At 58.0% G+C, this 26,010-nt stretch carries 28 protein-coding genes and 6 pseudogenes; 11 read left to right on the top strand and 23 right to left on the bottom strand.

The genetic code is table 11. The annotated features are described in order from the left end of the window. Positions 1-24: 24 nt before the first annotated feature. Positions 25-777, top strand: a complete 753-nt coding sequence (locus PL597_RS23420) for a siderophore-interacting protein (protein ID WP_271366336.1) — start codon at positions 25-27, stop codon at positions 775-777. Positions 778-902: 125 nt separating this feature from the next. Here the strand turns inward: PL597_RS23420 and PL597_RS23425 are convergent, their stop codons facing one another. The 3 genes and pseudogenes from PL597_RS23425 to PL597_RS23435 form a co-directional block, all read right to left on the bottom strand. Further along, positions 903-1,175, bottom strand: a complete 273-nt coding sequence (locus PL597_RS23425) for a hypothetical protein (protein WP_173991721.1) — start codon at positions 1,173-1,175, stop codon at positions 903-905. A gap of 227 nt (positions 1,176-1,402) precedes the next feature. Then, positions 1,403-1,534 (bottom strand): annotated as a pseudogene (locus PL597_RS23430) (transposase); the annotation flags it as partial. A gap of 72 nt (positions 1,535-1,606) precedes the next feature. After that, positions 1,607-2,077: a hypothetical protein gene (locus tag PL597_RS23435; RefSeq protein WP_271366337.1), complete on the bottom strand. Its 471-nt coding sequence runs from the start codon at positions 2,075-2,077 to the stop codon at positions 1,607-1,609. Positions 2,078-2,184: 107 nt separating this feature from the next. Here PL597_RS23435 and PL597_RS23440 point away from each other — a divergent pair. Together PL597_RS23440 and PL597_RS23445 are read left to right on the top strand one after the other, a co-directional pair. Next, positions 2,185-2,346: pseudogene (locus PL597_RS23440) on the top strand (IS3 family transposase); the annotation flags it as partial. Continuing rightward, a pseudogene (locus tag PL597_RS23445) lies at positions 2,346-2,492 on the top strand (transposase); the annotation flags it as partial. The pseudogenes PL597_RS23440 and PL597_RS23445, both read left to right, overlap by 1 nt. 109 nt (positions 2,493-2,601) lie before the next feature. On the opposite strand, the gene PL597_RS23450 reads toward PL597_RS23445, so the two are convergent. The 10 genes from PL597_RS23450 to PL597_RS23495 all read right to left on the bottom strand — a co-directional run bounded on the left by PL597_RS23450 (position 2,602) and on the right by PL597_RS23495 (position 11,979). Continuing rightward, entirely contained in the window at positions 2,602-4,551 is a 1,950-nt protein-coding gene (locus tag PL597_RS23450; RefSeq protein WP_271366338.1) for a MacB family efflux pump subunit, read from the bottom strand. 8 nt (positions 4,552-4,559) lie between these two features. Further along, the gene (locus PL597_RS23455) at positions 4,560-5,768 is read right to left on the bottom strand and encodes an efflux RND transporter periplasmic adaptor subunit (RefSeq protein ID WP_271366339.1); all 1,209 of its coding nucleotides are present in this window, start codon (positions 5,766-5,768) and stop codon (positions 4,560-4,562) included. A gap of 231 nt (positions 5,769-5,999) precedes the next feature. Continuing rightward, the gene (locus PL597_RS23460; RefSeq protein WP_269824980.1) at positions 6,000-7,349 is read right to left on the bottom strand and encodes a sensor histidine kinase; all 1,350 of its coding nucleotides are present in this window, start codon (positions 7,347-7,349) and stop codon (positions 6,000-6,002) included. A gap of 1 nt (position 7,350) precedes the next feature. Beyond that, complete coding sequence (locus PL597_RS23465) at positions 7,351-8,025, bottom strand: response regulator transcription factor (protein ID WP_173991717.1); 675 nt, start codon at positions 8,023-8,025, stop codon at positions 7,351-7,353. A 207-nt stretch (positions 8,026-8,232) separates the two neighbouring features. Next, on the bottom strand, positions 8,233-8,517 hold the full coding sequence (locus PL597_RS23470; protein WP_077984381.1) for a YMGG-like glycine zipper-containing protein: 285 nt from the start codon (positions 8,515-8,517) through the stop codon (positions 8,233-8,235). 469 nt (positions 8,518-8,986) lie between these two features. Continuing rightward, entirely contained in the window at positions 8,987-9,409 is a 423-nt protein-coding gene (locus PL597_RS23475; protein WP_269827420.1) for a hypothetical protein, read from the bottom strand. Between the two features lie 218 nt (positions 9,410-9,627). Further along, positions 9,628-10,074: a hypothetical protein gene (locus tag PL597_RS23480; RefSeq protein WP_271366340.1), complete on the bottom strand. Its 447-nt coding sequence runs from the start codon at positions 10,072-10,074 to the stop codon at positions 9,628-9,630. Between the two features lie 129 nt (positions 10,075-10,203). Continuing rightward, positions 10,204-10,515, bottom strand: a complete 312-nt coding sequence (locus PL597_RS23485) for a hypothetical protein (protein WP_269824977.1) — start codon at positions 10,513-10,515, stop codon at positions 10,204-10,206. Between the two features lie 272 nt (positions 10,516-10,787). Then, positions 10,788-11,417, bottom strand: coding sequence for a hypothetical protein (locus PL597_RS23490; protein WP_269824976.1), 630 nt, complete (start codon positions 11,415-11,417; stop codon positions 10,788-10,790). Positions 11,418-11,586: 169 nt separating this feature from the next. Then, positions 11,587-11,979 carry a winged helix-turn-helix transcriptional regulator gene (locus PL597_RS23495; RefSeq protein ID WP_077984384.1) on the bottom strand — a complete coding sequence of 131 codons (393 nt, stop codon included), beginning with the start codon at positions 11,977-11,979 and terminating at the stop codon, positions 11,587-11,589. An 81-nt stretch (positions 11,980-12,060) separates the two neighbouring features. Here PL597_RS23495 and PL597_RS23500 point away from each other — a divergent pair, with 81 nt between their 5' ends. Next, positions 12,061-12,792 (top strand): SDR family NAD(P)-dependent oxidoreductase, encoded by a 732-nt coding sequence (locus tag PL597_RS23500; RefSeq protein WP_077984385.1) that lies wholly within the window; start codon positions 12,061-12,063, stop codon positions 12,790-12,792. 87 nt (positions 12,793-12,879) lie between these two features. Here PL597_RS23500 and PL597_RS23505 read toward each other — a convergent pair whose 3' ends face one another. Continuing rightward, the gene (locus tag PL597_RS23505; RefSeq protein ID WP_271366341.1) at positions 12,880-13,632 is read right to left on the bottom strand and encodes an SDR family oxidoreductase; all 753 of its coding nucleotides are present in this window, start codon (positions 13,630-13,632) and stop codon (positions 12,880-12,882) included. A 94-nt stretch (positions 13,633-13,726) separates the two neighbouring features. On the opposite strand from PL597_RS23505, the gene PL597_RS23510 reads away from it, so the two are divergent. Further along, on the top strand, positions 13,727-14,677 hold the full coding sequence (locus PL597_RS23510; protein ID WP_271366342.1) for an AraC family transcriptional regulator: 951 nt from the start codon (positions 13,727-13,729) through the stop codon (positions 14,675-14,677). Positions 14,678-14,696: 19 nt separating this feature from the next. Then, on the top strand, positions 14,697-15,077 hold the full coding sequence (locus tag PL597_RS23515; protein WP_271366343.1) for a hypothetical protein: 381 nt from the start codon (positions 14,697-14,699) through the stop codon (positions 15,075-15,077). 34 nt (positions 15,078-15,111) lie between these two features. On the opposite strand, the gene PL597_RS23520 is transcribed toward PL597_RS23515, so the two are convergent. The 6 genes and pseudogenes from PL597_RS23520 to PL597_RS23545 all read right to left on the bottom strand — a co-directional run bounded on the left by PL597_RS23520 (position 15,112) and on the right by PL597_RS23545 (position 19,439). Further along, positions 15,112-15,480 carry a GlcG/HbpS family heme-binding protein gene (locus tag PL597_RS23520; RefSeq protein WP_416372248.1) on the bottom strand — a complete coding sequence of 123 codons (369 nt, stop codon included), beginning with the start codon at positions 15,478-15,480 and terminating at the stop codon, positions 15,112-15,114. Between the two features lie 300 nt (positions 15,481-15,780). Beyond that, positions 15,781-16,383: a TetR/AcrR family transcriptional regulator gene (locus tag PL597_RS23525; RefSeq protein ID WP_269827427.1), complete on the bottom strand. Its 603-nt coding sequence runs from the start codon at positions 16,381-16,383 to the stop codon at positions 15,781-15,783. A gap of 2 nt (positions 16,384-16,385) precedes the next feature. Further along, on the bottom strand, positions 16,386-16,850 hold the full coding sequence (locus tag PL597_RS23530; protein WP_077984391.1) for a nuclear transport factor 2 family protein: 465 nt from the start codon (positions 16,848-16,850) through the stop codon (positions 16,386-16,388). A 568-nt stretch (positions 16,851-17,418) separates the two neighbouring features. Then, positions 17,419-17,855, bottom strand: a pseudogene (locus PL597_RS26360) (winged helix-turn-helix transcriptional regulator); the annotation flags it as partial. 307 nt (positions 17,856-18,162) lie between these two features. Further along, the gene (locus tag PL597_RS23540; protein WP_271366348.1) at positions 18,163-19,101 is read right to left on the bottom strand and encodes an SRPBCC family protein; all 939 of its coding nucleotides are present in this window, start codon (positions 19,099-19,101) and stop codon (positions 18,163-18,165) included. Beyond that, on the bottom strand, positions 19,098-19,439 hold the full coding sequence (locus PL597_RS23545; RefSeq protein WP_020009926.1) for an ArsR/SmtB family transcription factor: 342 nt from the start codon (positions 19,437-19,439) through the stop codon (positions 19,098-19,100). Before PL597_RS23545 ends, PL597_RS23540 begins: the two co-directional genes overlap by 4 nt. Positions 19,440-19,725: 286 nt before the next feature. Here PL597_RS23545 and PL597_RS23550 point away from each other — a divergent pair, with 286 nt between their 5' ends. The 4 genes from PL597_RS23550 (at position 19,726) to PL597_RS23565 (ending at position 23,689) form a co-directional block, all read left to right on the top strand. After that, positions 19,726-19,944: a hypothetical protein gene (locus tag PL597_RS23550; RefSeq protein WP_003505772.1), complete on the top strand. Its 219-nt coding sequence runs from the start codon at positions 19,726-19,728 to the stop codon at positions 19,942-19,944. A 46-nt stretch (positions 19,945-19,990) separates the two neighbouring features. Beyond that, positions 19,991-20,395: a hypothetical protein gene (locus PL597_RS23555; RefSeq protein WP_003505769.1), complete on the top strand. Its 405-nt coding sequence runs from the start codon at positions 19,991-19,993 to the stop codon at positions 20,393-20,395. 249 nt (positions 20,396-20,644) lie between these two features. Beyond that, the gene (locus PL597_RS23560; RefSeq protein ID WP_077984396.1) at positions 20,645-21,538 is read left to right on the top strand and encodes a DMT family transporter; all 894 of its coding nucleotides are present in this window, start codon (positions 20,645-20,647) and stop codon (positions 21,536-21,538) included. 147 nt (positions 21,539-21,685) lie between these two features. Continuing rightward, on the top strand, positions 21,686-23,689 hold the full coding sequence (locus tag PL597_RS23565; protein WP_271366349.1) for a hypothetical protein: 2,004 nt from the start codon (positions 21,686-21,688) through the stop codon (positions 23,687-23,689). A gap of 41 nt (positions 23,690-23,730) precedes the next feature. On the opposite strand, the gene PL597_RS23570 is transcribed toward PL597_RS23565, so the two are convergent. The 3 genes and pseudogenes from PL597_RS23570 to PL597_RS23580 all read right to left on the bottom strand — a co-directional run. After that, positions 23,731-24,543: a nickel-binding protein gene (locus PL597_RS23570; protein WP_271366350.1), complete on the bottom strand. Its 813-nt coding sequence runs from the start codon at positions 24,541-24,543 to the stop codon at positions 23,731-23,733. 184 nt (positions 24,544-24,727) lie between these two features. Then, positions 24,728-24,916, bottom strand: coding sequence for a hypothetical protein (locus tag PL597_RS23575; protein ID WP_269824965.1), 189 nt, complete (start codon positions 24,914-24,916; stop codon positions 24,728-24,730). 16 nt (positions 24,917-24,932) lie between these two features. Continuing rightward, positions 24,933-25,436: pseudogene (locus PL597_RS23580) on the bottom strand (ABC transporter ATP-binding protein/permease); the annotation flags it as partial. A 388-nt stretch (positions 25,437-25,824) separates the two neighbouring features. On the opposite strand from PL597_RS23580, the pseudogene PL597_RS23585 reads away from it, so the two are divergent. Beyond that, positions 25,825-26,010: pseudogene (locus PL597_RS23585) on the top strand (MFS transporter); the annotation flags it as partial.

The raw sequence follows: 26,010 nt of genomic DNA on the forward strand, positions 1-26,010 counted from the left end.
ACTTGAAACGGGAGACCCTACCCCATGAAACAATGTTACCGCGCTGAAGTTCTCGACAAGCATTGGCTGACACCATCAATGATACGCGTTGAAATCGGCGGCGGGGATATGGCGCAGTTTCAATCGAGCGGATTTCCGGATGAATGGGTGCGGCTGGTTTTTCCAGCGGAGAACGGGAAAGTCACGATGCCTCGGCTGGTTGATGACCGTTGGCAGATGCCGACCGACCTGCCAAGGTCGCGCCTTAGACCTTACACGATCAGGCAGGTGAACGAGGAAACGGCCTCCGTTACTGTCGATTTCGTGGTCCATGACGGTGGACTGGCCTCGGATTGGGCTCGTTTGGCACGCACGGGTGACGAGATCGGCGTCACCAGTCCGCAGGGCAAATATGCACCGCCTGACGATGCCGAATGGATAATTCTCATTGCCGACGCAACAGGATTGCCCGCGGCCGCAAGGATACTTGCCGAGAAGAAATGTAATCGCCCATGTGTCTCTCATATCGAGATCCCGGACATGCATGACGCGCTGCTCGACCTCGACGCGCTTTGCGACATGAATTGGCACACCGGATTCGGCAACATTCCAGGATCGACAAACCTGCTCGAGATCGCCCAAGCCGTTCAGCTCCCAGCGGGTATCGGATATATATGGGTTGCGGGAGAAGCAAAGGTCACGACAGCGGTCCGCCGGCTTCTATGCGACGAGCGAGGCATGCCCAAAGATTCCATCACGGCAATCGGCTATTGGATCCTGGGAAAACCGAGGGATTGAAAAGTATGAAGGTTTAGATGTGAATCGAACCGTCGGCCCCACGCGATCGTGATCGATCAGTTTACCGGCAGATACACTGGTTCGCCTTGAAGGGATCGTAAGCGCCGTTTTGAGAGCACGTCGGTTTACGCTTGAGGGAATGGAATAACGTTGTTTCCGCGCATGAACGCAAGGGCACCCTCTGTCTCAATGGCTTGCACCGCTACGTCCCGTGCCTCTGCGTCGGATCGGAATTGCTCGTCCCAGACGTGACTTGTGTTGTTGTAGTCGACCACCTCAAGCGTCCATGTCGTATCGGTTTCCAGTCGGAATATGTCGATGGAGAACGGATAGCCATCAACGACGATCCTCTTACTTTTGCCAGAAGTCACCAGATTTGGTTCGTCGTCTTCGATCATTTCGCAAGTCCAGCTCCTGTATCACGACGACGAGTATGCCGGTGGAGATGAACCCGTCAAGTGGCTGGCTTGATGGTACTTTTGAATGCCACGGCAACAATTCATCGTTCCGGCTCTGCCTGTGACCATTCACGATGGCGGCGAGTGTGCCGGTCAAGTAGGCCGTGGACTCATTATGGCGGAGAGTAAGACGAATACACGCCAGCTTGGTCATGGCGAGAAAGGTCACCTGATCGTAGAACCCAGAAGATGCCGTTGAGCACCCGTCGGTCATCGACGCGAGGCACGCCTCGCGGCTTGTTAGGCACGAGTGTCGAAATCATGCGCCATTCAAAGTTGGTCAGATCATAATGGCTCATCCCTGAATCTGAATCAGGTGATACGACTACAGGAAAGGCACGAAACTGAAGTGGGAGCGCCAATCTAGGCCATCAACTTGGGAAAAAAGACCAATCCTCGGCCATGAATTCGAGCGTTTCGTCGCGGAAATAGTATAGAAAATGCCGAGAACTGACGGTGTCTGCACCGATATTTTCCCAAGACACGGCATCGCGGTCGGGGTCAGGACCGATTAACTCATAGAACTCGCCCCAACGAGGAGCAACGCCGCTGTAGCGGCCATGGCCGTCCGCCTTATACCATTCATGATCGTTGGTGCTGTCCCAGCGCCAGCGGCTGCAACCAGCAAATCTCAAAGTGCCCCGTGTTTCTTCAAATTTCGAACTGGGCTTCGAAAACAGGGCCAAAGCCCTGCGAATACCCGTTGGCTTTTTGTCGTCCACGACCCTGTACGAGCGGAAGCGGACGTTGGCGGAGGAGGCCTCAACTGAAACCTGCAGCTCTGGGGCATTTGGATCGGCCACCCAACCCTGGCCGAGTTGCAATTTGACAAACTTTAACATGCATTACGATTAGCCAACTTGCATAGCCTATACCACTCAATGAGTTCACGGCCTAATCGAGAAGAGAGGATTTTCGGCTCATCGTAGCTCACTCAAAGGAAGCGAAGATGAGACAGAAAACCGGGCCGCAGACATTGGCGGCCGAGAAGACGGTCAAGGACATCCGCTGGGCCACACGCAAGCACCATTCGTGGGAGGAGAAGATCCGCATCGTGCTGGAAGGCCTGCGTGGCGAAGACAGCATTGCCGCGATTTGCCGCCGTGAGGGGTCTATCGACACCGCAACCTTGTCGAACGGTTCTTCAACAGGATCAAACAGTTTCGAGGCATCGCAACCCGATATGACAAGCGTCCGGAAAACTACCTCGCCGCCATAAAGCTCGTCGCCGCAAGGATCTGGTGCCAGAGTTTATGAGTCGACGCCGTAGTTCTCCAGCTACTTACGAGACTGATTTCCAATTGGAACTCCAAAACGGCAATGCCCACTGCTATTCTTCACTACGCCATCACATGTTTTCCAGCCATCAATCGCGTGCCAAGGCTTCAATCGGGTCAAGTCTCGCCGCGTTTCGGGCAGGAAGGAAGCCGAAGACGATTCCGATCAGGGTGGAGCAGGCGAAGGCCACAATAATGGAGCCAGGAGAGAAGATCATTTTGAAGTCTGGGCTCAGTAAATTAAAAAGAGCGCTGATCCCGAGGGCGAGGATCACTCCCATGAAGCCGCCGATAAGGCAGACCATGACGGCCTCGATCAGGAACTGTGATAGGATGTCGCTGCGGCGCGCGCCAACCGCCACACGAACGCCGATCTCCTTGGTGCGTTCGGTCACGGACACCAGCATGATATTCATCACGCCGATGCCACCGACAATCAGCGAGATTACGGCGACAGACGAAATCAGCAATGTCAGGGTTTGTGTGGTGGCCTCGATAGTCTCGCGAATGGTCGCGGAGTTGGTGAGGAAGAAGTCTTTCGCCCCATGCCGACGCTCGATAAGGCGCGAAACTGCGGCCTCGACATTGCCTGGATCGACATCGTCGCTGATACGGACGGTTACGCCGTCGACGTTCGAACGACCCAGCATGCGGCCCATGACAGTTGTGTAAGGCGCATAGACGGTCAACGTATCAACCGCCGGGCCGAAGGAGTTTTCCCGTTTCGTCACACCTACGACCCTCGCCGGCATTGTGCCCAGAAGGATGACCTGCCCCACCGGGTTTACCCGGTCTGGAAAGAGGTCTCGCGCGGCGCTTGCGTCGATCACCACGTTCTGGCTGTAGGCGATAACATCCTGGGCGTCGAACAGTTGTCCGTGTGCCAGCTCAAGGCCCCGTACACGAAAGAAGTCCGCGCCAACTCCGGTGACTGACGCATTGACGGCCACGGCGGCACGCTTGACAGTTACGCTCGTCGTGACGGTTGGTGTCACGCTGTCGACATAGGGCTGGTTCTCCAGCGCTTCTGCATCGGCGGGAACCAGGGTCCGTATCTTGCCCGCTTCCAGATCGCCGAAGCCTTTACCTGCCCGCACCTCAATCGTGTTGGTGCCGAGCGAACTGATACTACTCAGGATTTGTTGCTGCGAGCCGGCGCCCAGTGCCGAGATTGCCGCTACCGAGGCGATACCGATGATGATACCGAGCATGGTCAGAAGCGAGCGCATCTTGTGCGCCCATATTGCCGCGCCCGCCATACGAAAGGCCTCGGCCATCCGGTCAATTGCGCCACGCCAGCCAGCGCCCGGCGCGTGCTCGCGGATGGGACGGGCCGTCGAGGCGGATTTGGATATATTTCGCTCGTCGGAAATGATAACGCCGTCGCTGATCTCCACGACCCGATCCGCATGTTCGGCGATCTTCTTGTCGTGAGTGACGAGGATGATGGTATGCCCCTCGGCGTGAAGCTCGCGAAGGATCTTCATGACTTCGGCACCACTGTGCGTATCCAGCGCTCCGGTCGGTTCGTCGGCCAGAATTATCTCGCCGCCATTCATCAGGGCACGGGCGATCGACACCCGCTGCTGCTGGCCGCCCGAAAGCTTGCCCGGGATATTGCCCGTCCGCTCGGCGAGGCCCAGTCGGGTCAATAAGGAGATCGCTCGCTTGTGCCGGTCGGATCGGCTGCGTCCGGCATAGATGGCTGGCACCTCGACGTTGCTGGCCGCGCTGAGATCGCCAAGCAGATGATAACGCTGGAAGATGAAACCAAAACGCTCACGGCGTAGCGTCGCCAGTTCGTCCACGGACATCTTCGACGTCTCGCGCCCTTCGATCCAGTAGCTGCCGTCCGTCGGTCGATCGAGGCAGCCAAGGATGTTCATCAGCGTCGACTTGCCGGAGCCAGAAGCCCCGATGATGGCCATCATCTCGCCGGCCTCGATGTCGAGGTCGACGTCTTTCAGCACCCGCACCATCTCGTCGCCAGCGGGGAAAGCGCGGGATACCCTACGTACGCGGAGCAGTGGTTCCGTCATAGCGCGCCCTACCGCTTCGCCGCGGCCAGTTGAGCCTGGCCATCCATGCGTTCGTCCGTGGATGCTCCCAAGACGATGGTCTCGCCTGCCTGAAGACCGCGAAGGATCTGGATGTCCGCGCCGTTATCGATGCCGACCTGGACCTGTCGAATCTGGACCTCGCCCATCGCGTCCAGTATGCGCACACGCGCCGTATCACCGGCCCGGCGCGCCCCTTCCACTGCACTGAGCGGAACCAGCACGGCGCCACCGACGCGGCTCAAGACGATGGACACCTGCGCCGTCATGGAGGGTCGCAGGACCCCATCCGCATTCGCCACGTCGATCAGCCCGGTGTAATAAACCGCGCCGTTGGTTGAGCCAATCCGGCTAGCGGCGCTGTTGCTCTCGTTGGCGATGGAGGCCGGGGCCGGTTCCACCTGTCGCAACTCCCCATCGAAACGGCGCTTCGGATCGCCAAGAATGCTGAACCAGACCGGCAGGCCCCGCCGTACACGCACGACGTCAGCCTCGGAGATATCCGCGCGCACCGTCATTGTGTCCAATCGTGCGATCATGACAATCGTCGGCGCGGTCTGCAGGGCATTTACGGTTTGGCCTTCGTCGGTGACGATCGCGACCACTGTGCCGGCGATTGGGGCAGTGATGCGGGTATAGTCCAGCTCTATACCCGCAGACTCCAGCGCGACCTGCGCTTGGGCGACCTGAGCGTCCAGCGATTGAACCTCAGCCCGTGCTGTGTCTCGCATCGCAACCGCAGCGTCATACTGGGCGCGCGGCGTGGAACCACCTGCCAGCAGGTCACGCTCGCGCTCGAAATCCTTCTCGGCCTTCACCAGACCGGCGCTGCGCGCGGCGTGAACGGCGCGGATGTTGGCCAAAGCGGCCTCGCGGTCCCGCAAGGTGTTGCGCCGGGTCTGAGAATCGATCTCGGCCACCAATTGGCCAGCCTCGACGATGTCACCGATCTTGACAGCCAGATGCTCAATGCGACCCGACGCCTGGGCGCCGACACGCACCAGCTCGAGCGGTTCGAGAACCCCGGTCGCCAGCACCACCTCTTCAATGTCACCCGTTCGCGCCTGCGCCGTCACCAGTTCAGGCTTCGCCGGCGAACGCAAAAACAGGAGCCAGACGACCAGCATACCGACAAGGGTTGCCGCCGCCAGGATGAAATGCTTGCGGGTGATGTGCCGTGTCATGTAGTCGTAGTCCATGCTATTGAGATTTGCGGGCTTTCTCTGTCACGAGAGTTACCTGAAAATTACGGGGAGCGGTCGTCGGGCGTATCCGTTTGGCACGCGCTGTAAAACCAAGCGATCGGCACAGAATGCTCGCAATGGCGATGGTGTGCCAGCGATCGCCCGCCACACATCACGCGATTGCGGACGTGCCCAGCCAACATCGACGAATAAGATGCGTTGACCCACTGGCGCAGGCGACGGTCCCTACCGCTGCTGGAAAACGCGCTTCTCGCGCCAGCGTACGGCAAATGTGCTGCCCTTGCCTGGAGCGGACGAAAGCTCAACATAGCCGCCGTGACGGGTGACGATCTCGTTGACCATGCTGAGCCCCAGGCCCGCACCTGAGCCGTGAGGGCTGACCCGGTAGAACGGCTCGAATATACGCGACTGCTTATCCCCGGCAATTCCGCAGCCCTGATCGGCGACGGTCACGCTGCCGTCAGCCTTAATACTGACCGATATCTGTCCTCTTCCGCCTCCGTACTGGACTGCATTACGGACCAGATTGACGAATGCACGCTCCAGAGCTTCAGCATCCCCGGGAACGAACAGCTTTTCCGCATCGCTATCGAACGAAACCTCGTAACCTTCGGCGATTGCTAAGGGAGCAAGGTCCGCAACCACCTTAGACACAACGCTGTTGAGATCGACAGGTGCATTCTGCTGGGGCTTCTGCCGGTACTTCTCGGTGTCGAGAAGCTGGTTTGCGATCGCTGTAAGTCGCTTGATGGCAGTCTGCAGGTGTGTCTTATCCGCACCCGGTGAAAGCGTATCAATTCTCACCTGCAGGACAGCAATCGGCGTTCGAAGTTCATGGGCCGCGTTGACAAAGAAGCGCTCCGTCGCCTCGAATCCGCTATCGAGACGGCGCAGCGCCCTGTTGATATCGCGCACCAAACGAAGCACCTCAGTGGGCAAGCCCCGCTCTTCCACCAGGGCGCCACGTGTGTCGAGATCGATCCTGTCGAGACGCCTGGTCAGGTCGCTGAAGGACCGCAAAGCCCAGCGTGTGACAAACGGGACGCCAATCAGGGAAATGGCGACGAGGATCAGCGCCGGCACGCCGATGGCAAGGTTCCCCAACAGCACGGTCACACCATATTGGGACATCGAAACACCACCTGCAAAAATCGTTGCCTCACCGGCCTCTGTGTCGAAACGCTCCATGCGGGCGACACTCAGCGGATCGTTCAGGTCACCATGCAGCTCGACACTTCTGAACGCCCGCAGGAATGGCATGTTGTCGGCAATTTTCTCAGGAGGCGTACCGTGTGCAAGGACAATATCTTTTCCAAGGTCTGCCACGAACCAAAGGTCAGGCGCTTCTTGTATAATCTCTTTAAGCTCGGCCGTCGGAACCAGATGGGGTCGGCCATTCGGCTCGAGACGAACCGAGTCTGCGATTTCCTGAGACAGCCAGATGGACGTGATCGCCACATCGGGCTTGAGGCCAGAAAGGAGATAGAAAACCAGGCTGAGCGAGGCGATGACCGCGCAGAGCTGCAGGACAATAAAACCAAAAGTGAATCGCCAGCGAAGGGATGTGCTGGTCATCCTATTTCTGCTCATGAAGGTAGTAGCCTATGCCACGAATGTTCTTGATAACAATGTCGGCCTCCGCTTCGCCAAGCTTTCGGCGCAGGCGAGACATATTGGATTCCAGTGAGTTCGACTGGATTTCGTCATCAAAGGAATAGACCTGCCCCTCAAGAGACGAGCGCAACACGGTACGACCGCGGTTTCTCAAAAGAGTCTCGATGATGAGCAGTTCCCTTCGGGTGAGCCCAAGCCGGACGCCGTTGACATGCACATCGCATGACACCCGATCATAGGTGACGTTTCCTGCCGACAGGACGGACGGGCCTGCTGTCGGCACCCGCCTCAGCACAGCGCTCATTCTCGCGACCAGTTCGGGGATTTCGAAGGGCTTCGGTAAATAATCATCAGCACCGTCATTGAGCCCGGATATGCGCTCGTCGGTAGACCTCAGAGCGGAGATGATGATCGATCGCGTGTTTGAACCTGCGCCACGCAAATCCGCAAGGAAGGTACTGCCATCACCATCAGGCAGTTGCCGGTCGATAAGGACGATATCGTAGTCCGCCATGGCGATCGCTTCCCGCGCCGTTGCCAGATCGCCAACCGCATCAAGAACGATGCCATGCTGCGAGAGGGCCACCCTCAAGGCATCCGTCATTTCTGGATCGTCTTCGATAAGTAGAAGTTTCATAGTCGCCTACTCAGTCAAGTCGGACTATCGGTTCCGATCATCCTTACAGCAAAACGACGGCCATTGGTCGAGATAAACTCGACGTTCGCGATGTCATGACCGTCAGATTACCGGATGTCATAAAACTGCTGCGGACGCGGAAACCGAAGAACCGGAGTCCGTCGGTATCACTCTAACCTTTGACGTGCGGCAGCCCGGCTGCAATCTCTACCGGCAGCGACCGTAATAATCCCGGTATTTGCAGCTGTAGTCGCGGCGATCCCGTTGTCCCCAGCGGTCGCGGCGGTTCCTGTCGTTACGTTCGCTGATGTTGCCTATCACAGCGCCACCCGCGCCGCCTGCGGCGGCTCCCACTGCTGCGCCTTCCCAGGTACCGCTTGCCAGCCCACCGATGATAGCACCGCTCGCCGCACCAATGCCGGCGCCCTTTTCCGTCTGGCTGCACGCGGTCAGTGCCACACAAACGAGTACGCCCGAGATAATCTTTTTCATGCCTGTCCTTCCATTCACCGCCACGGCGGCCGTCCATCGACCGTTGAGGCAGAGACGTATGGCCGCCGAAAATTACGGGGAAGTTACGCAGAACCGGCGCCGTCGACGCCTGTCGAAGGGGGAAATTCTTGTAGGACGCGCGTCTTCGCGATCACCCATTCTCAAGTGACCGCCGTCCATTTATAGGCTCCGGATTCTCGCTTTTCCTCACTGCGTTTCAGGATGAAGAGCCGAAATGACTAAGCGCAGTCCCTCGCCAACGTTCTTGCGGCGCGCAAACACGACAGTGAAACCTTGTCGGTGCAGATTAACGAGGGCGACATGCTTCGCACAATCGATGAGTTCGCCAGGACGAGATCACATTGATCGATGGTAGCCCCGAGCTGATCTTGCCTGCTCTTCAGCCGCCTTGACGGTCACGTTCCCAAGCTCTGACCCGCACGCGACGCAGTGGGCGGAATGTGATGTTTCAAGTGGCTTTTTCGAATACATCTGCCTCACTCTGGGTCGTGAAGGTGAACGTGACCTGTTCGCTGTCATCGTCCTGTCGGAGACCCATTGCAGTTACAATCAAACGCGCGATCTCGTCCTGTGCTTCACGTCCCGAGCGGTACGACCCCACCGCCTTCTCGATGGCGGGACCGAATACCTCGCTGATTACACCGAGGCGCATATTGTATCTCATGATGATGTCTCGGTCCTCGATGATCGCTGCCTGTTCGGCCTTTGGGATGCCGGCGTTCTCCATGGCGGTTATTGTTGCGTTGGTCGCGAGCTTGATCGGACCTTCGTCCAGCCACCGATCAACCATCTGATGGAACTGGCGCATCCGCTCGGCAGGAATTGTTCTCTGTACACTGATCGACATCCGGATTCCTTTATCAGCTTTCATGCGAATACACTTTTTGCTTCGCTTCAGCTGCGACGCGCTACCCTGATAGTCAAAACACGTCGGCAATTCCAGATGGAGTCCACGCAGAACCGGTTTGTCAAGAATGTCGCATCGGGTTAAGCGGTCCAAGAGCGTGAAGATGCCTCGTTCGCTCTACAAGGAAAACTTCAGGCCTTTCTTCCTACAGCACTCCCTTGAAGACCCTGCGCGAGCTGTTCCTAAACTAAAGACCTGCGTTGGTCGGCCTTAAATGAGCCGTGGTCTTCGAAGACCCCAATGGCTCCACGCTGTTGCAAGACGTACCGACTTTCAGCAAGAATTTCCCGATACCTCTGGACCTTTGCGGCGCCCATCCTGCGCAAATCGACCCTCGATGGAGGTGCTGACTGGACTGGAAAAGCTGCTTCGTTTTCCAGAAGGTCCAGCAGAAGATTACGCATGACCGCATTTGCCTCTCGCAGCTTCGCCAGTTCGATAACCTTTCCGCTCGATTCAAACCGCCTTGCGATGGCCTTGTCGATTTCGCTTTGGACAAGCAGAGCCTTGGCGGCGAAATGCCGACAGGCAGAGAATGTTGCCGCAAGCGCGCAAAACGCGAAAATAACGGAGATCATTTCGACCTCCAGGTTATCACCTGAAATCGATACTCTGTCGCCGATTTTCAATATGGATTCGGGTCACTCAACTGAAAAATCACTTGCCGCTGAGACCAGCAACTTGTGAATTCCGAAGACGGCCCTCACTCCGAGGCTGTAACCCTCAGGCGGTCCGCCGTCCGACGTTTCGTGATCTCGTCACCATGAAAGGTAGGTCGCTTTTTTTACAGGGTATGCGAAAGGCTCACCGTTCTCTACGACGAAACCCTTGCTATACATGCAGCTGCGCACCTGGGCGGAGCCATAGGCACCTACATAGAAACCCACGTCGCCATATGATCGGTAACGTTCGATACTGCATCTGTCGAGGGCTGCCTGATAGGCCATCTCCAGTACACGGTTACCCGTCACCGGAACGGTGCCGTAAAGATGCAATTGGGTCCGCGCTTCCGCCGCTGCCGCAGTAAAGGTAACGCTTAGAACCACGCTTAAAGCCAGCTTGAGTCTCATGACGTGCCTCCAAAGAAATTATTGTGACGAGCAACGGGAATTTTGTCCTGTTTGTTCCCTCAATCAGAAGTTTCTCTACATTCTGGTGGGGGCGGCTTTCGTTACGTCCCGGCCGGAAGTCTATGCCACCTTCCATTCCGCGAAGGGTCGACCCAGGCCCGCGGCCACGATCGATGCTGCGTGATAACAACAGAACGTTCCGTAACGCTGGAGGGAGAGCCTCGCGAAATCGCTGGAGGCACCATCTTATCGACGACCTTGGGTCCGATTGCTTATCGAAGGAACCCATCCCGGTCGAACTCTCCCCATCCATGAAGGTCGGCTGCGCCTTCGTCGGCCTTATGACCCGCCTTGTCTCCCGGTGTCATCTTCTTTTTGAGCGATCGAGCCAGCCGCCTCTGATAGGCCGCTTTCTGTCGTTTCTCTGCCTTCGCCTCCGCATCCTCCACCCGCCACTCTTCCACGACCCCGCGATCGAGGAGGTCCTCGACCACCTTCGGATCGAAGACATGGAAGGTGATCCGCCGGGCACGGCCGTTCAGCCGCACGGTTCTTGTCCCGGCGCTCTTGAGACGCCCATCCGCGAGCCAGCGATGTCGCTCGCTCGTCTTGATGGCGAGGATGTCCTGTATCTCTCGCGGAATCACCGGAAGAGTTTCGGCTTCCATCATCACGCCGGCCACGATCCTCGCAGCTGCGTCGAACGCGTTTTTGTCGCGGGCTGGCATCGCGAGCGTGATCTCGTTGCCCTCCAGGCTAATCGCTTTCTTCAAAGCCGCCGTCAGTCGGGCCTGCATTTCCTGCAGAATGCCTTTCGCTCGAACGGACGACCCGAGCGTCATCGCAGGCGACAACACCCACGTTCTAATCAGTTCGATATCGCTCTTCTCGAGTTTCCGCATCTCTCCTAGATAGTGCCGATCTCTTTTCGTTCAACGAGGTGAACTGTTCGGCAACCGTAGATTCAAACCATCCTACGATTAGCGGAAACGCCCTGCTTAGCGAGCATGGCTCTCCGGTTAAAAACGACGAGCCTTCCGGCCAGCATGTGCTCAAGCGGCCATCGCGATATCAGCGATGATTTGCCTTGTTGTCATAACGCAGCGCAGCCGCCTCGACCTTATCGCCGTTTGCTGCTGCCCATGAGCACAGGGCCTCAAACGGTTGCCGCAGCGAATGGCCCAGCGGGGTGATCGCATATTCCACACCCACAGGCTGGGTCGGCAGGACAGTCCTCGTCACAAGACCGTTCCGCTCAAGCCTCTTTAGAGCATCGGCCAAAGCCTTGTGGGTGATGCCGTCGAGACGGCGCTTGATCTCGTTGAAGCGCGAGGGCCTGGGACAAATCACCGTCAGAATCAGGATTGTCCATTTGTCCGCGATCTTGTCGAGCACGGGGCGAACCTGCGCCATGTCTCTAAGGGCGCACTGAGAGAGCGCTTCAAGGTCGGTATACTCGTCCATATCTAGGCTACTTAAGGTGCGTAATTGATACCAGATATCTAACGTATATCATGCAGAGACCATCAATTGAAAGGACTTACGATGGCTCGGATGAGTAACAAGGTTGCCCTGATTGTGGGGGGCGCCAAGGGTATCGGCTTGGCAATTGCAGAGCGGCTTTCGGCCGAAGGAGCGATGGTCTTCATCACCAGTCGTCGAAGCAAAGATGCCGAAAAGGCGGCAACTGCCATCGGTCATGGTGCGGTCGGCATTGTCGCCGATGCCGCGCTTCCCGAAGATATGCGGGAGGCGGTCGAAAAAGTGAGACGGGAACACGGCCGTATCGACGCGCTGGTCTTGAATGCCGGTCTTTCTGAGCCCGCTCAGATCACGGAGATAACGCCTGAACACTTTGACCGCCACTTCGACGTCAACGTTCGAGGAATGGTCTTCGGGTTCCAGGCGGCTCTGCCGGCGATGAGGCAAGGCGGCTCGGTCGTCCTTGTCGGATCAATTGCCGATAGCGGCGGTTACACTTCCTATGGGACATATGCTGCGACCAAGGCAGCGGTGCGTTCCTATGCACGAACCTGGACGGCAGAACTGGCATCCAAAGGTATACGCGTTAACGTCGTCGCACCCGGTCCAACCGATACGGAAATGATGGCTGCGGTGCAGCCAGACATGCGCGCGGCGATTGTCGCTCCGATCCCGATGGGACGAATGGCGCGCCCCGCCGAAGTGGCTGCAGCTGCCTTGTTCCTGTTGAGCGATGAGGCGAGTTACATCGCCGGTGCCGAACTGTGCGTCGATGGTGGCCTGCGGCAGGTCTGAGCCAGAATTCGAAACGCTGTGCCCGATCTTGAATGGTCGGGTACAGCAAACACTCGACAGCAAATCCACGGATCGCAATTTCGCTGATTACAGACCCGCCTCAGCCATCCATTGCGCTGCATCTGCACCTGCCGGTATACGCAGTGGCGCAGACGGATCGGTGGCAGCCTTCCAGATCGCTTCGGCGACGTCGCGCGCGTGGGTTACGGGGCCCTTGTCGTCCTGAACATTCCTGACGAACTGCTGCAGAAGAGGCGCATAGTCCGCATCGTCCATGCCGCGCAGGTGTGGGCGGGCACTGGCGCCGAAACTCGTTTCCGGCGAACGTCCGGGCAAAACGATGTGGACGCGAACGCCGAAGGGCTCCATTTCAATAGCAAGGGACTCGCTGAGCGCATTCACTGCGGCCTTGCTGGCGCGATAAACCCCGATGACCGGCAGCGGCTTCAGTGTCACCGATGACGTAACGTTGATAATGACGCCGGCCCGGCGACGACGCATTTGCGGGGCGATGGCCTGGATCATCGCCAGAGTGCCTATCGTGTTCGTCTGAAAGAGTGCCTGTGCGGTCTGGGATGCAGTCAGTTCGACAGGAGATGGTGCTCCGAAGCCGGCGTTATTGACGAGCACATCGATTTGACCCGTTGCCTCCGCAAGCTGTGAGATGCTGTCCGGGACGGTGACATCGAGTGCTAGAACACGCAGACGCCCGGACGCAGGGAGTAAGCTCTCGTCGGGCGTTCTCATCGTCGCGATCACGTCCCAGCCTTTTTCGAGGAACAGTTTTGCAGTTTCCAGGCCAAAACCCGAGGAACAACCGGTTATCAGAATTGCGGGCATTATTTTCTCCATAAGTGGTGTGTCATTATGGTAGCGACCCGAAATAAGACTTTATATATTCTCACGTCCTCATTTCTTTAGTAGTAGTCCCGATATGACAAGAGACCCGCTCACTGAGATCGTCACACTCCTGCAACCCGCCGCCCGGGCGTCGAAACTGGTGGAGTGCGCCGGTACATGGCGTATACATCGTGAGGGCACCGGCGAGCCGTTTTATTGTGCCATCATGGAAGGGCAATGCCGGGTCACTTTCGGTGGCCGACAAACCTTTATCCTGCAGGCCGGAGACTTCATTCTCGCGCCTGCTATGCGCGATATCATCAATGAAAGCTCCAACGCCACAGCCGACTTGCCGGCGACGGTTCCGACGAAGATCAATGAGGGACATTTTCGTGTGGGACCACATGACGGCCAACCCGCACTACGAATGCGTATCGGACATTGCAGCTTCGGCACACCGGATGCGGCCCTGCTCGTTTCCCTGTTGCCGGACGTGATTCTGGTTCGGGACAAACCCCGACTTGCGACGTTGATGCAGTTGATCGACGAAGAGACGCAGGAACGGCGCGCAGCGCGCGAGCCCGTTCTTGAACGACTTATTGAGGTGCTGTTGATCGAGGCACTACGGTCCTCAACCGACATCAATTCGGCACAGGGCCTTGGCAGAGGGCTTGGTGATGAGCGCCTTTCGGCGGCACTTCGGGCTATGCATGACCGTCCCGGCCATCCCTGGACCGTCGTTGATCTGGCGAAAGAGGCGGCACTCTCCCGTTCGGCATTTTTTGCGCGCTTCAGCCGAATAGTCGGAGTTGCGCCGATGGAATACCTGCTGACATGGCGTATGGCGTTGGCAAGGCAGCTCTTGCGGAGCGGTGATCTCGCAATCGAGGACGTAGCCGAACGGGTCGGATATGGATCAGCAAGTACGTTCAGCGTGGCTTTTGCCCGACGCACCAGCATCCCACCTGCTAGATACGCCCGTATGGCAGCACAGAACGGCGAGGCAGGAGAAAACCGGTTGATACGGCCACTGACAGAATTATAGCAAGGCAGTTGACCTATCGGTGAGTTCGTTCCTGGCCCGCCTGCTGAACGGCTTCCAAAACTTCGATACCGGCAACTCCAAGCGCCATCAGTCGATTGTGTTCCGCCTCGGACGCCGCGTAGGATTTACCATCGACTTCGATCAATCGATTTCAATTCCTGACCTTGATGCAACTCCTGTTTGCCCTGATAAGCTTGTCGCCTTCAAATATGTGAAGAACATCGGTAACGGAGGAGCGCCTGACGCCAAGCATAACAGCGAGATTCTGCAGGGCTTCGACCACGAAGAGATTTTCCTCCCCGGAGATGCCAAGAATTTTTTTCTACGCGCTCATTCTCAAGGGCCCGAACGAACAGTTCCGCGCCAGTCATGTCCAATCTCCAAAGTCACCGAGCCTTAGACGCGGTTTCAAGACACACAATTTTGTGGAGATCTCACTTGAGGAGGCTTTTGACTTCCTCGATTGCGACGTAGGCGCAATCTTCGTCCAAGCCGCCATCCGGCGCGCCCGCAACGCCAAGCGCGCCGATCGTCTCCTCGCCGGCTTTGATAGGAACGCCCCCGGAAACAAAGTAGCCTGAAGTATCTGTGAATGCTGCCTCATGCGGGCTGTCGATGAAGTTCTCCACCATCGCGCTTGTGGGGCTGTGCAACGATACCGAGGTGACTGCCTTCTGCGCAGACGTGTTGATCGTGCGTGGATCGGCTTTCTCATAGCGTATCAGGGCGAGGAGGGCTCCAAATCGATCTGTCACCGCCGCCGACACGTTGTAACCGTCTACCTCACAAGCCGCGACGGCCATCTCAGCGATTTTGACCGCAAGCCTCGCTCTGACGCCGGTCTCATGCTCAGTGTCGTGGCCAAGTACAGAATGGCGCCAAGCGCACCTATGGCGGTGGCCAGTAATAAGGTCTTCTTGTGGGATCTCTTTAGATATCGACCGCTGAGCGGCTCCGTTGCGGCAGATTACGTCGTCGCAAAAAACCACTCGGGTTATCGCGACGACGATGAATTCCCGAAATGCAAGACGTCCGCAGCCCGCACTCCCGCCATAGCGGTGAGCCTGCAGATAAAATGCCTCAGGTCAAGGAGCAGCGAGAGATCAAAGCGACCCGCTACCCGAAGCATTATCGTCGAGCTTCTTTCTATCGGCTGCCAATCGAGAATGAAGTTGATCGATTGCGCGTTGGAAGACGGCGGGATCGTCGAGTGCCCGGGAGAGGATGATCGCTCCCTGGATGGCGAGAACGGCGTCCTCCGAGAGGAGGCGTGCCTGCTCAGCGTCACGGCCTTGCCGGACGAGCGCTGCTTGCAGAGCGTCCACCCAAGCGACGAAGTAACCTCGGATGGCTTGGGCGAATAGGTCTCGGGTATTGGTAACAGCCAAAGCGCCGACGAGACAGACGCGCCTGCCCGACCTGAAGTATTTCGCGGTTTCATCGAGCATCGCCGTGATCGCGGCATCGGCATCGTCTCCGTCTCGCAGTGGAGAATAGACGGAATCTTCAAACCATTGCTCGATTTCGACGAGCACAGCCTGGAGCATTTCCTCCTTCCCATTCGGGAAGAAGTGGTAGAGGCTGCCCTTGCCAAGACCAGTGGCCTTGCCGATCAGGGCAAGGCTCGCACCTTCGTATCCATGCTCGCGAAATACTTCGGCCAGGGCGGTGATGGCGTCGGATCTTTCAGCGACCATGCGGGCCATGATTAGAGACCCAGATCGCTGAGGCTGGCGTGGCCGTCCGGACGACGGCCGAGCGGCCAATGGAACAAGCGGTCGCTTTCAGCAATCGGCATTTCGTTGATGCATGCGTGGCGGTGCGCCATCAGGCCGTCCTCTGCGAATTCCCAGTTCTCGTTACCATATGCACGGAACCATTGACCACTGTCATCGCGATATTCGTAGGCGTAACGCACAGCGATGCGGTTGCCGGTGAACGCCCAGAGCTCCTTGATGAGGCGATATTCATGCTCCTTGTTCCACTTGCGCTCCAGAAAAGCCTGGGCTTCTTCGCGGTTGGTGGCGAATTCGACGCGGTTCCGCCAGCGGGTGTCCAATGTGTAAGCCAAAGCGACCTTGGCGGCGTCGCGGCTGTTCCAGCCGTCTTCGGCCAGACGGACTTTTTCGATAGCAGTTTCGCGTGTGAAAGGGGGGAGCGGAGGACGTGACATGTTGGTTTTCCTTTGTAAATCGTTGGTCTGTACTGCTTGGTAAACTCTTTACTGATTGGTACAGTAGCTACGGCGATTTTGGGTGTCAACGATTTTTTGAGGCGGAACGAATTTTTCCCGACGGCCTTTTCCTGTCGTGTACCGAGGGCGCCGATGTCTAAATTGGCCAGACAAGAGCTGGCAGAGCATGCGGCCGCGCGCTGGTTTATTTTCGGCAAACCTCAGCCGCCTTAGGCATGCGCCGCTCGATAGCACCACGCGCGGTGGGCGGGGGGTTTGGTGCCGAAAGGGGTGGAGACCTGGGAAGACACTGTCCGTGCGACCAACACATTTCTGCGGAAATTGCATCGTCATCGGACACAAAAGTAGAAATCGAAAGGTAGATGGGGGCTAACTCCGCATCTGTGCGGATTGTACCAACCGGATAGCATCGCTCCATGATCTGACGAACCACATCGCGCTTAAGCGCTTCGCCAGGGTGCTCTTCGAGCCGCAATTAGAAGAGAAAGTTTCTAAAATTCAGTCTTCTCCGCCTTGATGAAAGTCGCACCTTCGGCCCCTCTATTTGTCATGAATTGAGAGGCAAGGGATCGGTGCCTTCTCCTAGAATCGAAAGGTATCGTTGATAGCTGAACACCCGGCCACGCTTGCGGCCGGTAACCTCATCAACGATGCCCAATCGCTTTAGGTCGGCGAGTGCGGCGTTGACCGTTGGCGCGGACAAACCCGTCACCTGAACAATCTGGTTCGCTGTGTGAAAAGGATCCTGCTGGAAAAGCGTTAATACGAAGGGTCGACCCTGCTCTACCACTCTCCATGGTGATCCGCTCGCGATCTTCCTTGAAAAGATCGACGATCTGAATAGCTGCCTCAAACGCTTGATTGCCAGTGTCGGCGACGCCGGCTAGGAAAGTCCAGCCAAGCTTCCCAGTTTCCATGCTCACGGACCTCTTGCAATAACCGATAGTATTCACTCCGATGGGACTTCAGATAAAGGCTGAGGTAGCAACATCCCGCCATGCGCTACGATACCAACCGGTCAATGGGCACGTTTGATGCTTCCGCCCCATTCCTCGCTTGGGGCGTAGCAAACTTGCTCACCTATACACAGGTGCCACTACCCCGCTGATCGGATGGACTATAGCCGTTGCCTCATCAAGGAACTCGCCACTGATTGCAGCCGTATGTGGTTCTGGGGTCCGGCGCGGTCTGCCTACGACCGCCGTCACCCCATGTGCTGGCGATTAATATCGCGCTCCCCTCGCGCGGCTCGTGCGGGTCCGGTTGCTGCGTACGACGCGGAACAACATTCTCAAGGCGAGAGGATCGCTGCTGAAGAGGCAAGGCGTTCCAGTTTGCCCAGCGTTTGCTGACCCAGCTCCACGGCGCCGAAACCCTTCGCTTGCTGGAACTCAGCTTCCGTGCTGAACACCATGCCCAGCACAACTTTTGTCCCGCCATCCTGATCTTCGAAGGAGGCCCAGGCGTCTGCATGTTTCGGCCCGTTTTCGCCCCACAGCAGCGTATAGGCAAGCCGCTCTTCGGGCCGGATCTCGACATAGCGATGATGGTTCGGGAACACTGTGCCGTCAGGGCCGATCATGTCAAAGACCCATTCCCCGCCGGTTCGCAGGTCAATTCTCTTCGTGCGGCAGGAAAACCCTTCAGGGCCCCACCATTGCGGTAGCGTCTTCTCGTTCATCCAGGTTTTCCAGACGATGTTGCGCGGCGCCTTTATCACTCGTTCCAGGACCATGGTTCGCCCGGCCACGCTGGCCAAATTGTTGAGACCGGCGCTGAAACCTTGTTGATAGCCATCGCGCATATCCTCGGCCAGCGAGGAAAGCTGCACCGTTACGGTCAAGCGGCTACGCTCTTCCGCAGCCTGAAAATCGGCGGTCACCAGCGCTGCCGATTGCGTTACGCCGCCGGATGAAACCACCTCGTAATTCACGCTGCGGCGGGTTGGCTGCAACTCCAACCAGCCGCACTCACAGCGAATATCCGGCTGGCCGGCGACCTTGCAGAGCGACACTTCGCGACCGCCCAGCCGGCTGTCCGCCTCCAGGAATTCCACTGTGACCGACGGCGAGGGAGAGGCCCACACCGCCCGAGCGGCGGGTGACAGCCAGACCTGCCAGAGAGCCGATAGCGGAACGGCGATTTCCCGTTCGAAGCTGAGCGTCGCAAAACGGTCTTGCGGCTGATGCGGTTCAGCGTGTGCGCTTTTTTGACCTAATTTCGTTGTCATTCTGAATCCTCCTTCATGGCCTGCATTGCAAATGCCTCCAGCCGGTCAAGCCGGCTCTCCCACACGGCCCGCTGCTCATCGAGCCATGTGCTTACCGGCTCCAGCGCTTCGGGCACGATGGCGCAGGTGCGCACCCGCCCATCCTTGGAAGTGATGATCAGCCCCGCCTCCTCCAGCACGGAAAGATGCCGCATCACCGTGGGCAGACGCAGCCCCGTGGGTGCGGACAACTCCATGACCGGTGCCGGCCCGCCGCCGAGGCGCGCAAGGATCGCCCGTCGCGTCGGATCGGCCAGAGCCTGGAAGATCAGTGAAAGTTCCTGATGATGCTTAGTCATGTTGCTAACTATCATGCTTCATCGTGACGGGGCAAGGGAAAACTTAGTAAGTTAACTAAGTTTTGTCGCGGGGAATGGTCCTTGGGATGAAATGCCGATGCGTCTCCCGGCCGTTTCATTTGCGTAACCGGGCCTTTCCCCCTTCAAGCGCCTTGCGTTCGGCAACGGGCAGCGGATGCAACTGGAGCGCCGGAAACGGGCCATCAAAAGTTGCAGAAAAAGATTGACTCTCGCTGCCGCCTGAGTGAGCTTCGCCGGGAAAAGACGGGGAAAACATCAAATCATCATGTCACCAGAACGCTTTAATCAATGCCTGCGGGTGATCCGCTGGACGCCGATCAATATTGCGTCCGCGCTGCAATGCGAACTTTCATGGATTGAGGCGCTGGAAGCGGGCAACGAGGAGGTTCCCGCTGGCCTGGCGACATGGCTTGAAACGCTGGCTCAGGCCCATGAGGCTCTTCCGCCTCCGTCCACCTACAGAGGAAAACGGTCGACATTCTGATGCGGCCGGCAGTTTTCAGCCCTTACCCACGATTGGATTATCCGAAATGAAATATGTCATAGCAGCTCTTGGCCTGATCGCCTTCTCAAGCCCTGCCCTCGCCGCATCCTGCGAGAAGAACTTCACTGTCTCAGGCGTACCGATGGTGACGGCCGTCTCATACAAGTCCTGGCAGGAATTGCCGAAGGCGAAAGCGCCTGCCGTGCTTCAAAAGCTGGCTCAGGCCGTGGCGGCGGAAGGTTTTTCAGGCATCCAGATCAACAAGGCGCTGTCTTCCATCGATGCGCACCAGGAGACCAGCGGCAGCGGCAGAATTCAGACGCTGCGGGTCGTGGCCCGGCAAAAGGGCGCCGCGGTGCGGATTGATGCTGTCTTCAACATTCAGGCAGGACAGATCGCGGACAAGAACGTCATCCGCGAGGGCATCTGCAATATCATCAATGGCGCGTGACGCACGGTGTATGAACTGCCGCTTCGCGGTCTTGATGCCGGTGCTCACCGACATCGAGTAGTGGCGGCTAAGCGAGTGCGGCGCATCTGTGGCGTAGCGACCGTGCCGGCTGGCGCGGCCCGGGCATATGCGGGTTCATGCCGTTGATGGCGCTGCTTATGGTATGGCGGGCAACCCCGGAATCTGCGATGGGTGCAGACAGGGATAGTGTCCGCAGCCGGAAGCAGGCTGTGAATCGACGGGGAAAATATGCCGATCTATGAACTGGCTGCCGTGGGCGCCGCGACGTGCTGGGCGATAACCGGGCTTCTTGCCGCGGGTCCGGCGGGGCGGCTTGGCGCGCTCGCCTTCAACAGGACGCGGCAGCTTTTTGTCGCCGCTCTGCTCGGGGTCTATGTGCTCGCGTCAGGCTCCTGGCGGGAGCTTCAGCCCGAAGCATTGTCGTCGCTTCTCCTATCCGGCTTCATCGGCATTTTTGTTGGCGACACGCTGCTCTTCACCTGCCTCAACCGGCTGGGGCCGCGCCGTTCGGGAATCCTGTTTGCGCTGAATGCCCCGATCGCCGCGCTGCTGGCATGGGTGGTGCTTGGCGAGCAGCTTCCCACAAGGGCCATTGCCGGCATAGGCCTGACACTCAGCGGCGTGCTGCTGGCAATCCTCTTCGGCAAACGTAAGGCCCAGCTGCATGAATGGGAGAGCGTTAAGGGGCCTCTGTGGCTTGGCGTGCTCTTCGGCCTTCTGGCGGCGCTCAGCCAAGCGGTCGGCTCACTCATCGCACGGCCCGTGATGGCGACCGGGATCGATCCTCTTGCCGCTTCCATGCTGCGTGTCGGGGTGGCCGCCCTTTGCCTCACCGCGTTGACCATGCTGCCCATCGAAGCTGTCAGGCCCAGAGGCCCGATGACCAGAAGCCTGTTCCTGCAGACAGCGTTCACGGGCATCATCGCCCTGGCTTTCGGCATGACGCTGCTTCTCTTTGCCCTTTCAGGCGGCAAGGTCGGCATCGTCTCGACACTGTCGGCGACGACGCCGGTGATTATCCTGCCGCTTCTTTGGCTGAGAACACGGGAAATGCCGGCGCCCGGCGCATGGGCAGGCGCCGCCCTTGTCGTTGCCGGTATGGCGCTCATGTTCTGGAGATAGCTTCAACCCGATGGGGTACGGGTGCGGAAACACATCATCCGCGTCGAAACATTTCACGCCAAGATTCAGACAGCACGGCCCCTTGCTAAACAACTTTTGCGTGCTTAAAAGGCCCAGAATATCAGTTCGTTAGAGAGGACTCACTTCGTGGAACAGGAAACCATCCAGACCGGCAAGGGTCGAGGCAAGGCGCTTTGGGCGGCGGTTGCAATTATTGCCGTTGCTGCCGCAGGCGTCATCGGCGGCAAGACCTTCTACGAAGCAAAGGTGAAAGAACTTGTTGCCCGCAGCGGTGCGACGGCCACTTCCATCGAGGTCGATTTTCTCGGAAAAATTCATGTTCGCGATCTGACGTTGCCGCTTGAAGATGGCAAGAATATCAAGATCGCGGCTATCGACGGACGTCCGAAACTTCCGTTTCTGGACGGCGCGCTTGATATGAAGACCATCGATATCGATGTGCCGACCGGAAAGATTTCGATGGCGCAGGCCCGCGTCGAGAATGCCGCATTCGAAAAGCCGGCACAAGCTGAAGAAAACGGCAACTCCCTGCCCCGGCGCATCGAGCGCTTCGCGGCGACAAACATCTCCACGCCGGAGGTGACGTTTACCCAGTCCGTCGCGACCACCGAGCAGAAGACCGTTTACAGAAACCTTGCTTTCTCTGGGATCACCGGCGGTCGCATTGCCCGATACTCTATCGACAATGGCAGCTACGACATCAAGATGCAGCTTCCCGACAGCGAAGGCGCGATAAAGGACAAGCATATGGTTGTGTCGACCGGCGCAATCGCCGGCGAGAACATCGATGTCGCTTATCTCGCCCGGCTCTATACGGAAAAGGCCGGCCCGGACGACAAGGAAGCGAAGCCGCTCTACGGGCCGCTCTCCGTCAAGGCTGTCTCCTTTTCTGACGGAGACGGTCATTTCAGCTACGATGAAATCCGCAGTGACGGCTTTACCGCCCGGATGCCAGCCGAGCCGCTACTGGAGACCCTGAAAGTACTGACAACGACCCAAAATCCTGACGAGCTTTCACCGGAAGCGCGCCAGGCGCTTTTCTCAAAGGTCGTCTCAATTCTCGACATGGTCGGCAAAAGCGACATGCAGCTCATCGGCTTCAAGGTCGACGCACCGGATGAACAGCAAGGGGCGGCTGACAAAAGGGTCAAGGCCACCATCGACCGTATCGACATGCAGATGGACAGCCGCAAGCTCGACTTCGGCTTGAATGGCATGTCGATCGGCGACGACGATGGCAAGATCGAAGTCGCGGAAGCAAGCCTCAAGGGCTTTGACTGGAGTTCGACGATCAAGGGAATTTCCGAGATCATCGCGCTCGACGAGACGCAGATCGAGACCTTTCAGTTTAACCGCCTGATACCGGAACTTGGCCGGGTGCGCGTCGGCGGCATCAACGTCGACATCGCCGCGCCGGAAAAGCCGAAGGAAGAAACGACGGGAACGCCTGAGCGTATCAAGTTCTCACTCAAGAATTTCGAGATGGGGCTGACCAAGCCCTTCAACGGCATCCCCACCGATATCGAGATCAGGCAGGACGAACTCACGCTTCCGATCCCCGCGGACTCGCAGGAGGAAGTTTTCGTCGAAGCCCGCAAACTGGGTCTTGAAACGCTCGCCTTCTCTTATGGCCTTGCGGCCGGCTGGGACGAACCGAACAGCAATCTGGTGATCCGCGACATCTCGCTAAGCAGCAAGGACTTCGGCAGCGTCAATTTTGCCGGTCTAGTAAGCGGTTTTACGGAAGAGTTCTTCTCCTTCGACGTCAATCGCGCGCAGGCGGCGCTCTTCGGGCTCGCCGGCCGCGAAGTGAAGCTCACGATCAAGGACGAAGGTTTGATGGCGAAGGCGATCAAGCTTTATGCCCTGCAGAACGACATGACGGAAGATCAGGTACGCGCCACTCTGACTCTGGTGGCGAGCATGATGCTGCCGCAGGTGGCCGCTGAACAGCCCAAGCTGCAAAACGCCGTGGAAGCGCTCGTGCAGTTCATCAGCAAACCCGGGACCCTGACGGTCACGGTCAAATCCACCGGCGCAAACGGCCTCGGCATTTTCGATCTGGTTGCCGCCTCCGACAATCCGATGGGTCTTCTCGACAAGGTCGACATTCAGGCGACGGCCGAATAAATCGGGCGACCTCTGCCCCTTCAGTGGCTGCACAAGCGTAGCTAGTGCAGCCACTCACAACTATAGGCGAGGACCGGCTCGGCAAAGCCTTTCAGCCTGTAACGATCGCCGTGCACGAGGACATCGGCGCCGCCATATTCCTGAAAAGTCTTGTCCGATATCAGGATCTGGTCGCTCCCGGCGGCGGCACAAAGCCTTGCCGCCAATTGCACTGTAGTCCCGAAGAAATCATTGCTGTCCTCGACAGGCTCCCCGCAATCCAGACCGATACGGATGTGAATGGGCTCGCCCCTGTCGCTGTTGTAGCGATGGAACTCGCGCTGGATATCGATGGCGCAATCCACGGCGAATGGCGTGGAGGAGAACACGGCCATTATGCCATCGCCGGTGTGCTTGACTTCCCGCCCCGAGCGCCGCCCCAGACAACCGCGCACGAGGGCATCGTGTGCCCGGATAAGTTCCGCCGCCATGCGATCCCCGAGGCGGGCCGTCATTTCGGTTGAACCGACAATGTCCGTGAAAAGGATCGCGCGGTGGCCGGGGTCCATATTTCTCGAGGCGGCCCCAGGCGCCACCGGATCCTGTATTCGCCCGAGAAACGCTTCCACGGCCGACAGGGCGACTTCCACCACCTCGCTGGCGACGAACCCGTGCGCTTTCCGATGCACGCACTGCGCGGTTTCGGCGTCCGGAGCGTCCATAAGGCAAAAGGCCGTACCGCGCCTTTCATCGAACCAGTAGGTCAAGAACCTGACGCCGTACCGATCCTGGATGTTAAGATCTTTAAGATGTGCTGCGGCGATATCCGCAGCCGAAACGCCGGCAAGCTCGTGCCGGTCCATGAAGATAGGCATTGGTTTCCTCCCAAGAGTATATCGTTGCCTCCTCTGTCAGCCATTTTATGACGTCGCCGAATTGCCGTCTACCGTTCTTACGGGTGACGCCGGACAAGGCGGGAACACCGGAAAGGGCGAAATTCCTTCGCCTTAGAATGCCGCAGGCTGTATGCCCGCAAGGCTTCCCGACAGCCGCAGCGACTTACCTGCGCTTGACCATGCGCCGAAGCAGGGAGCGGGATCGGACTTTATGGGGAATGAGGTGGATATCGCTGACCAGCTTTGCGCCGCCTTCGCGTCGCTCCAAGGTTATTTTCCGGCTATGGAAGGCCTCCAGTTCGGCACGATGCGCCACGCTGATGATGGTGGCGTCGGGCAATTCATCGATCACCGTCTGCATCATCCTAGGCGGCAATGACGCCCGCCACGAAATCCACGGGCGCTTCGGTGGCGATCCGCATCTCTTCCGACAGCCGCGCCTCCGGATTTTGATGGTCGCCGTCGATCAGGTTGAGCTGGTAATAGCGGCCATTTGCGATCCATGGGGAGAGAAGCACCTTGGTCAGCCACGACCGCCAGCGCCGTTGAATGCGCATTCGGACGTAGACCTGCGAGGTCACAATAAAAACGCTTCCAAGAACCAGCGGCGGGAATATGGAAGCGAGAAAGTAGACCGTCGACGCATCCCGTTTTTCAATCGCGTCGAAAATCCCGCGATTCCAGATGTTGATGCCATATTGGAAACCGACATTAACGCCGATCATCGCCAGAAGCCCGATGGAGAACGGCCAGGCAAGCCCATCCCCATGGCGGCTCCAGAAACCCCGCGCGCTGATCAGGAACCGCTTCAGAAGATATCGCTTGCGAAGCTCTTCGGTCTGCTGCGGCGTCAAGCCCAAGACGGGCCCTATTTCCTCCGGCGGGAGTGGATCATCCGGTGCGTCATTGGCATGAACGTTCTCTGCACCCTTTTGGCCGGCGCATCGACTTGTTCAGGATTTGCGTCAGCATCGTTCATGGATGGATAAACGGATGACTGTTTGAAAAGTTGCCGGCCCGGAAGGGTTTGCAGTCGGGCAAGAAAGCTCCGCTGGCCCTGTCTCCGTTGCAAGGGCGAAGCATGTCGAGACCGGACGCCTTGTTTCTAGAAGGTGCGCGGGCGCCAATATCTCGTACGCACTGCCTGCCAACGTTGTGCAACGCACAAAATTCGGAGGAATAGGCATGAAATTCGGATTTTTAGATACATATCATCCGGAAAAATTCGTCTAAAACTCTCCCAACTCAAGGAGAGAGACCATGACGGACACGACATCAGATTTTGATGGGTCAACAATTGCCCTGGCGGCCGCAGAAGAACCCGCATGGACAGCTGCGACCTGGTTCGCGGTTCTTTCGATGGCGGCCACCAGTTTTGCGCTGGTTTCGGCCGAGTTCCTGCCAGCGGGATTGTTGACGCCCATGGCGCGCGATCTCGGCATTACC

This window comes from Agrobacterium sp. ST15.13.013 (genome assembly GCF_027956525.1).
GTDB lineage: Bacteria > Pseudomonadota > Alphaproteobacteria > Rhizobiales > Rhizobiaceae > Agrobacterium > Agrobacterium salinitolerans.

What these genes read in the sequence shown, in the direction of transcription:
- PL597_RS23545 (WP_020009926.1), bottom strand. Translation starts at nt 19,439, where the DNA reads ATGACTAAGCATCATCAGGAACTTTCACTGATCTTCCAGGCTCTGGCC.
- PL597_RS23510 (WP_271366342.1), top strand. Translation starts at nt 13,727, where the DNA reads ATGACAAGAGACCCGCTCACTGAGATCGTCACACTCCTGCAACCCGCC.
- PL597_RS23520 (WP_416372248.1), bottom strand. Translation starts at nt 15,480, where the DNA reads ATGGCCGTCGCGGCTTGTGAGGTAGACGGTTACAACGTGTCGGCGGCG.
- PL597_RS23530 (WP_077984391.1), bottom strand. Translation starts at nt 16,850, where the DNA reads ATGTCACGTCCTCCGCTCCCCCCTTTCACACGCGAAACTGCTATCGAA.
- PL597_RS23455 (WP_271366339.1), bottom strand. Translation starts at nt 5,768, where the DNA reads ATGGACTACGACTACATGACACGGCACATCACCCGCAAGCATTTCATC.
- PL597_RS23450 (WP_271366338.1), bottom strand. Translation starts at nt 4,551, where the DNA reads ATGACGGAACCACTGCTCCGCGTACGTAGGGTATCCCGCGCTTTCCCC.
- PL597_RS23420 (WP_271366336.1), top strand. Translation starts at nt 25, where the DNA reads ATGAAACAATGTTACCGCGCTGAAGTTCTCGACAAGCATTGGCTGACA.
- PL597_RS23425 (WP_173991721.1), bottom strand. Translation starts at nt 1,175, where the DNA reads ATGATCGAAGACGACGAACCAAATCTGGTGACTTCTGGCAAAAGTAAG.
- PL597_RS23460 (WP_269824980.1), bottom strand. Translation starts at nt 7,349, where the DNA reads ATGACCAGCACATCCCTTCGCTGGCGATTCACTTTTGGTTTTATTGTC.
- PL597_RS23470 (WP_077984381.1), bottom strand. Translation starts at nt 8,517, where the DNA reads ATGAAAAAGATTATCTCGGGCGTACTCGTTTGTGTGGCACTGACCGCG.
- PL597_RS23555 (WP_003505769.1), top strand. Translation starts at nt 19,991, where the DNA reads ATGAAATATGTCATAGCAGCTCTTGGCCTGATCGCCTTCTCAAGCCCT.
- PL597_RS23500 (WP_077984385.1), top strand. Translation starts at nt 12,061, where the DNA reads ATGGCTCGGATGAGTAACAAGGTTGCCCTGATTGTGGGGGGCGCCAAG.
- PL597_RS23495 (WP_077984384.1), bottom strand. Translation starts at nt 11,979, where the DNA reads ATGGACGAGTATACCGACCTTGAAGCGCTCTCTCAGTGCGCCCTTAGA.
- PL597_RS23570 (WP_271366350.1), bottom strand. Translation starts at nt 24,543, where the DNA reads ATGCCTATCTTCATGGACCGGCACGAGCTTGCCGGCGTTTCGGCTGCG.
- PL597_RS23485 (WP_269824977.1), bottom strand. Translation starts at nt 10,515, where the DNA reads ATGAGACTCAAGCTGGCTTTAAGCGTGGTTCTAAGCGTTACCTTTACT.
- PL597_RS23525 (WP_269827427.1), bottom strand. Translation starts at nt 16,383, where the DNA reads ATGGCCCGCATGGTCGCTGAAAGATCCGACGCCATCACCGCCCTGGCC.
- PL597_RS23550 (WP_003505772.1), top strand. Translation starts at nt 19,726, where the DNA reads ATGTCACCAGAACGCTTTAATCAATGCCTGCGGGTGATCCGCTGGACG.
- PL597_RS23560 (WP_077984396.1), top strand. Translation starts at nt 20,645, where the DNA reads ATGCCGATCTATGAACTGGCTGCCGTGGGCGCCGCGACGTGCTGGGCG.
- PL597_RS23490 (WP_269824976.1), bottom strand. Translation starts at nt 11,417, where the DNA reads ATGCGGAAACTCGAGAAGAGCGATATCGAACTGATTAGAACGTGGGTG.
- PL597_RS23540 (WP_271366348.1), bottom strand. Translation starts at nt 19,101, where the DNA reads ATGACAACGAAATTAGGTCAAAAAAGCGCACACGCTGAACCGCATCAG.
- PL597_RS23465 (WP_173991717.1), bottom strand. Translation starts at nt 8,025, where the DNA reads ATGAAACTTCTACTTATCGAAGACGATCCAGAAATGACGGATGCCTTG.
- PL597_RS23505 (WP_271366341.1), bottom strand. Translation starts at nt 13,632, where the DNA reads ATGCCCGCAATTCTGATAACCGGTTGTTCCTCGGGTTTTGGCCTGGAA.
- PL597_RS23435 (WP_271366337.1), bottom strand. Translation starts at nt 2,077, where the DNA reads ATGTTAAAGTTTGTCAAATTGCAACTCGGCCAGGGTTGGGTGGCCGAT.
- PL597_RS23475 (WP_269827420.1), bottom strand. Translation starts at nt 9,409, where the DNA reads ATGAAAGCTGATAAAGGAATCCGGATGTCGATCAGTGTACAGAGAACA.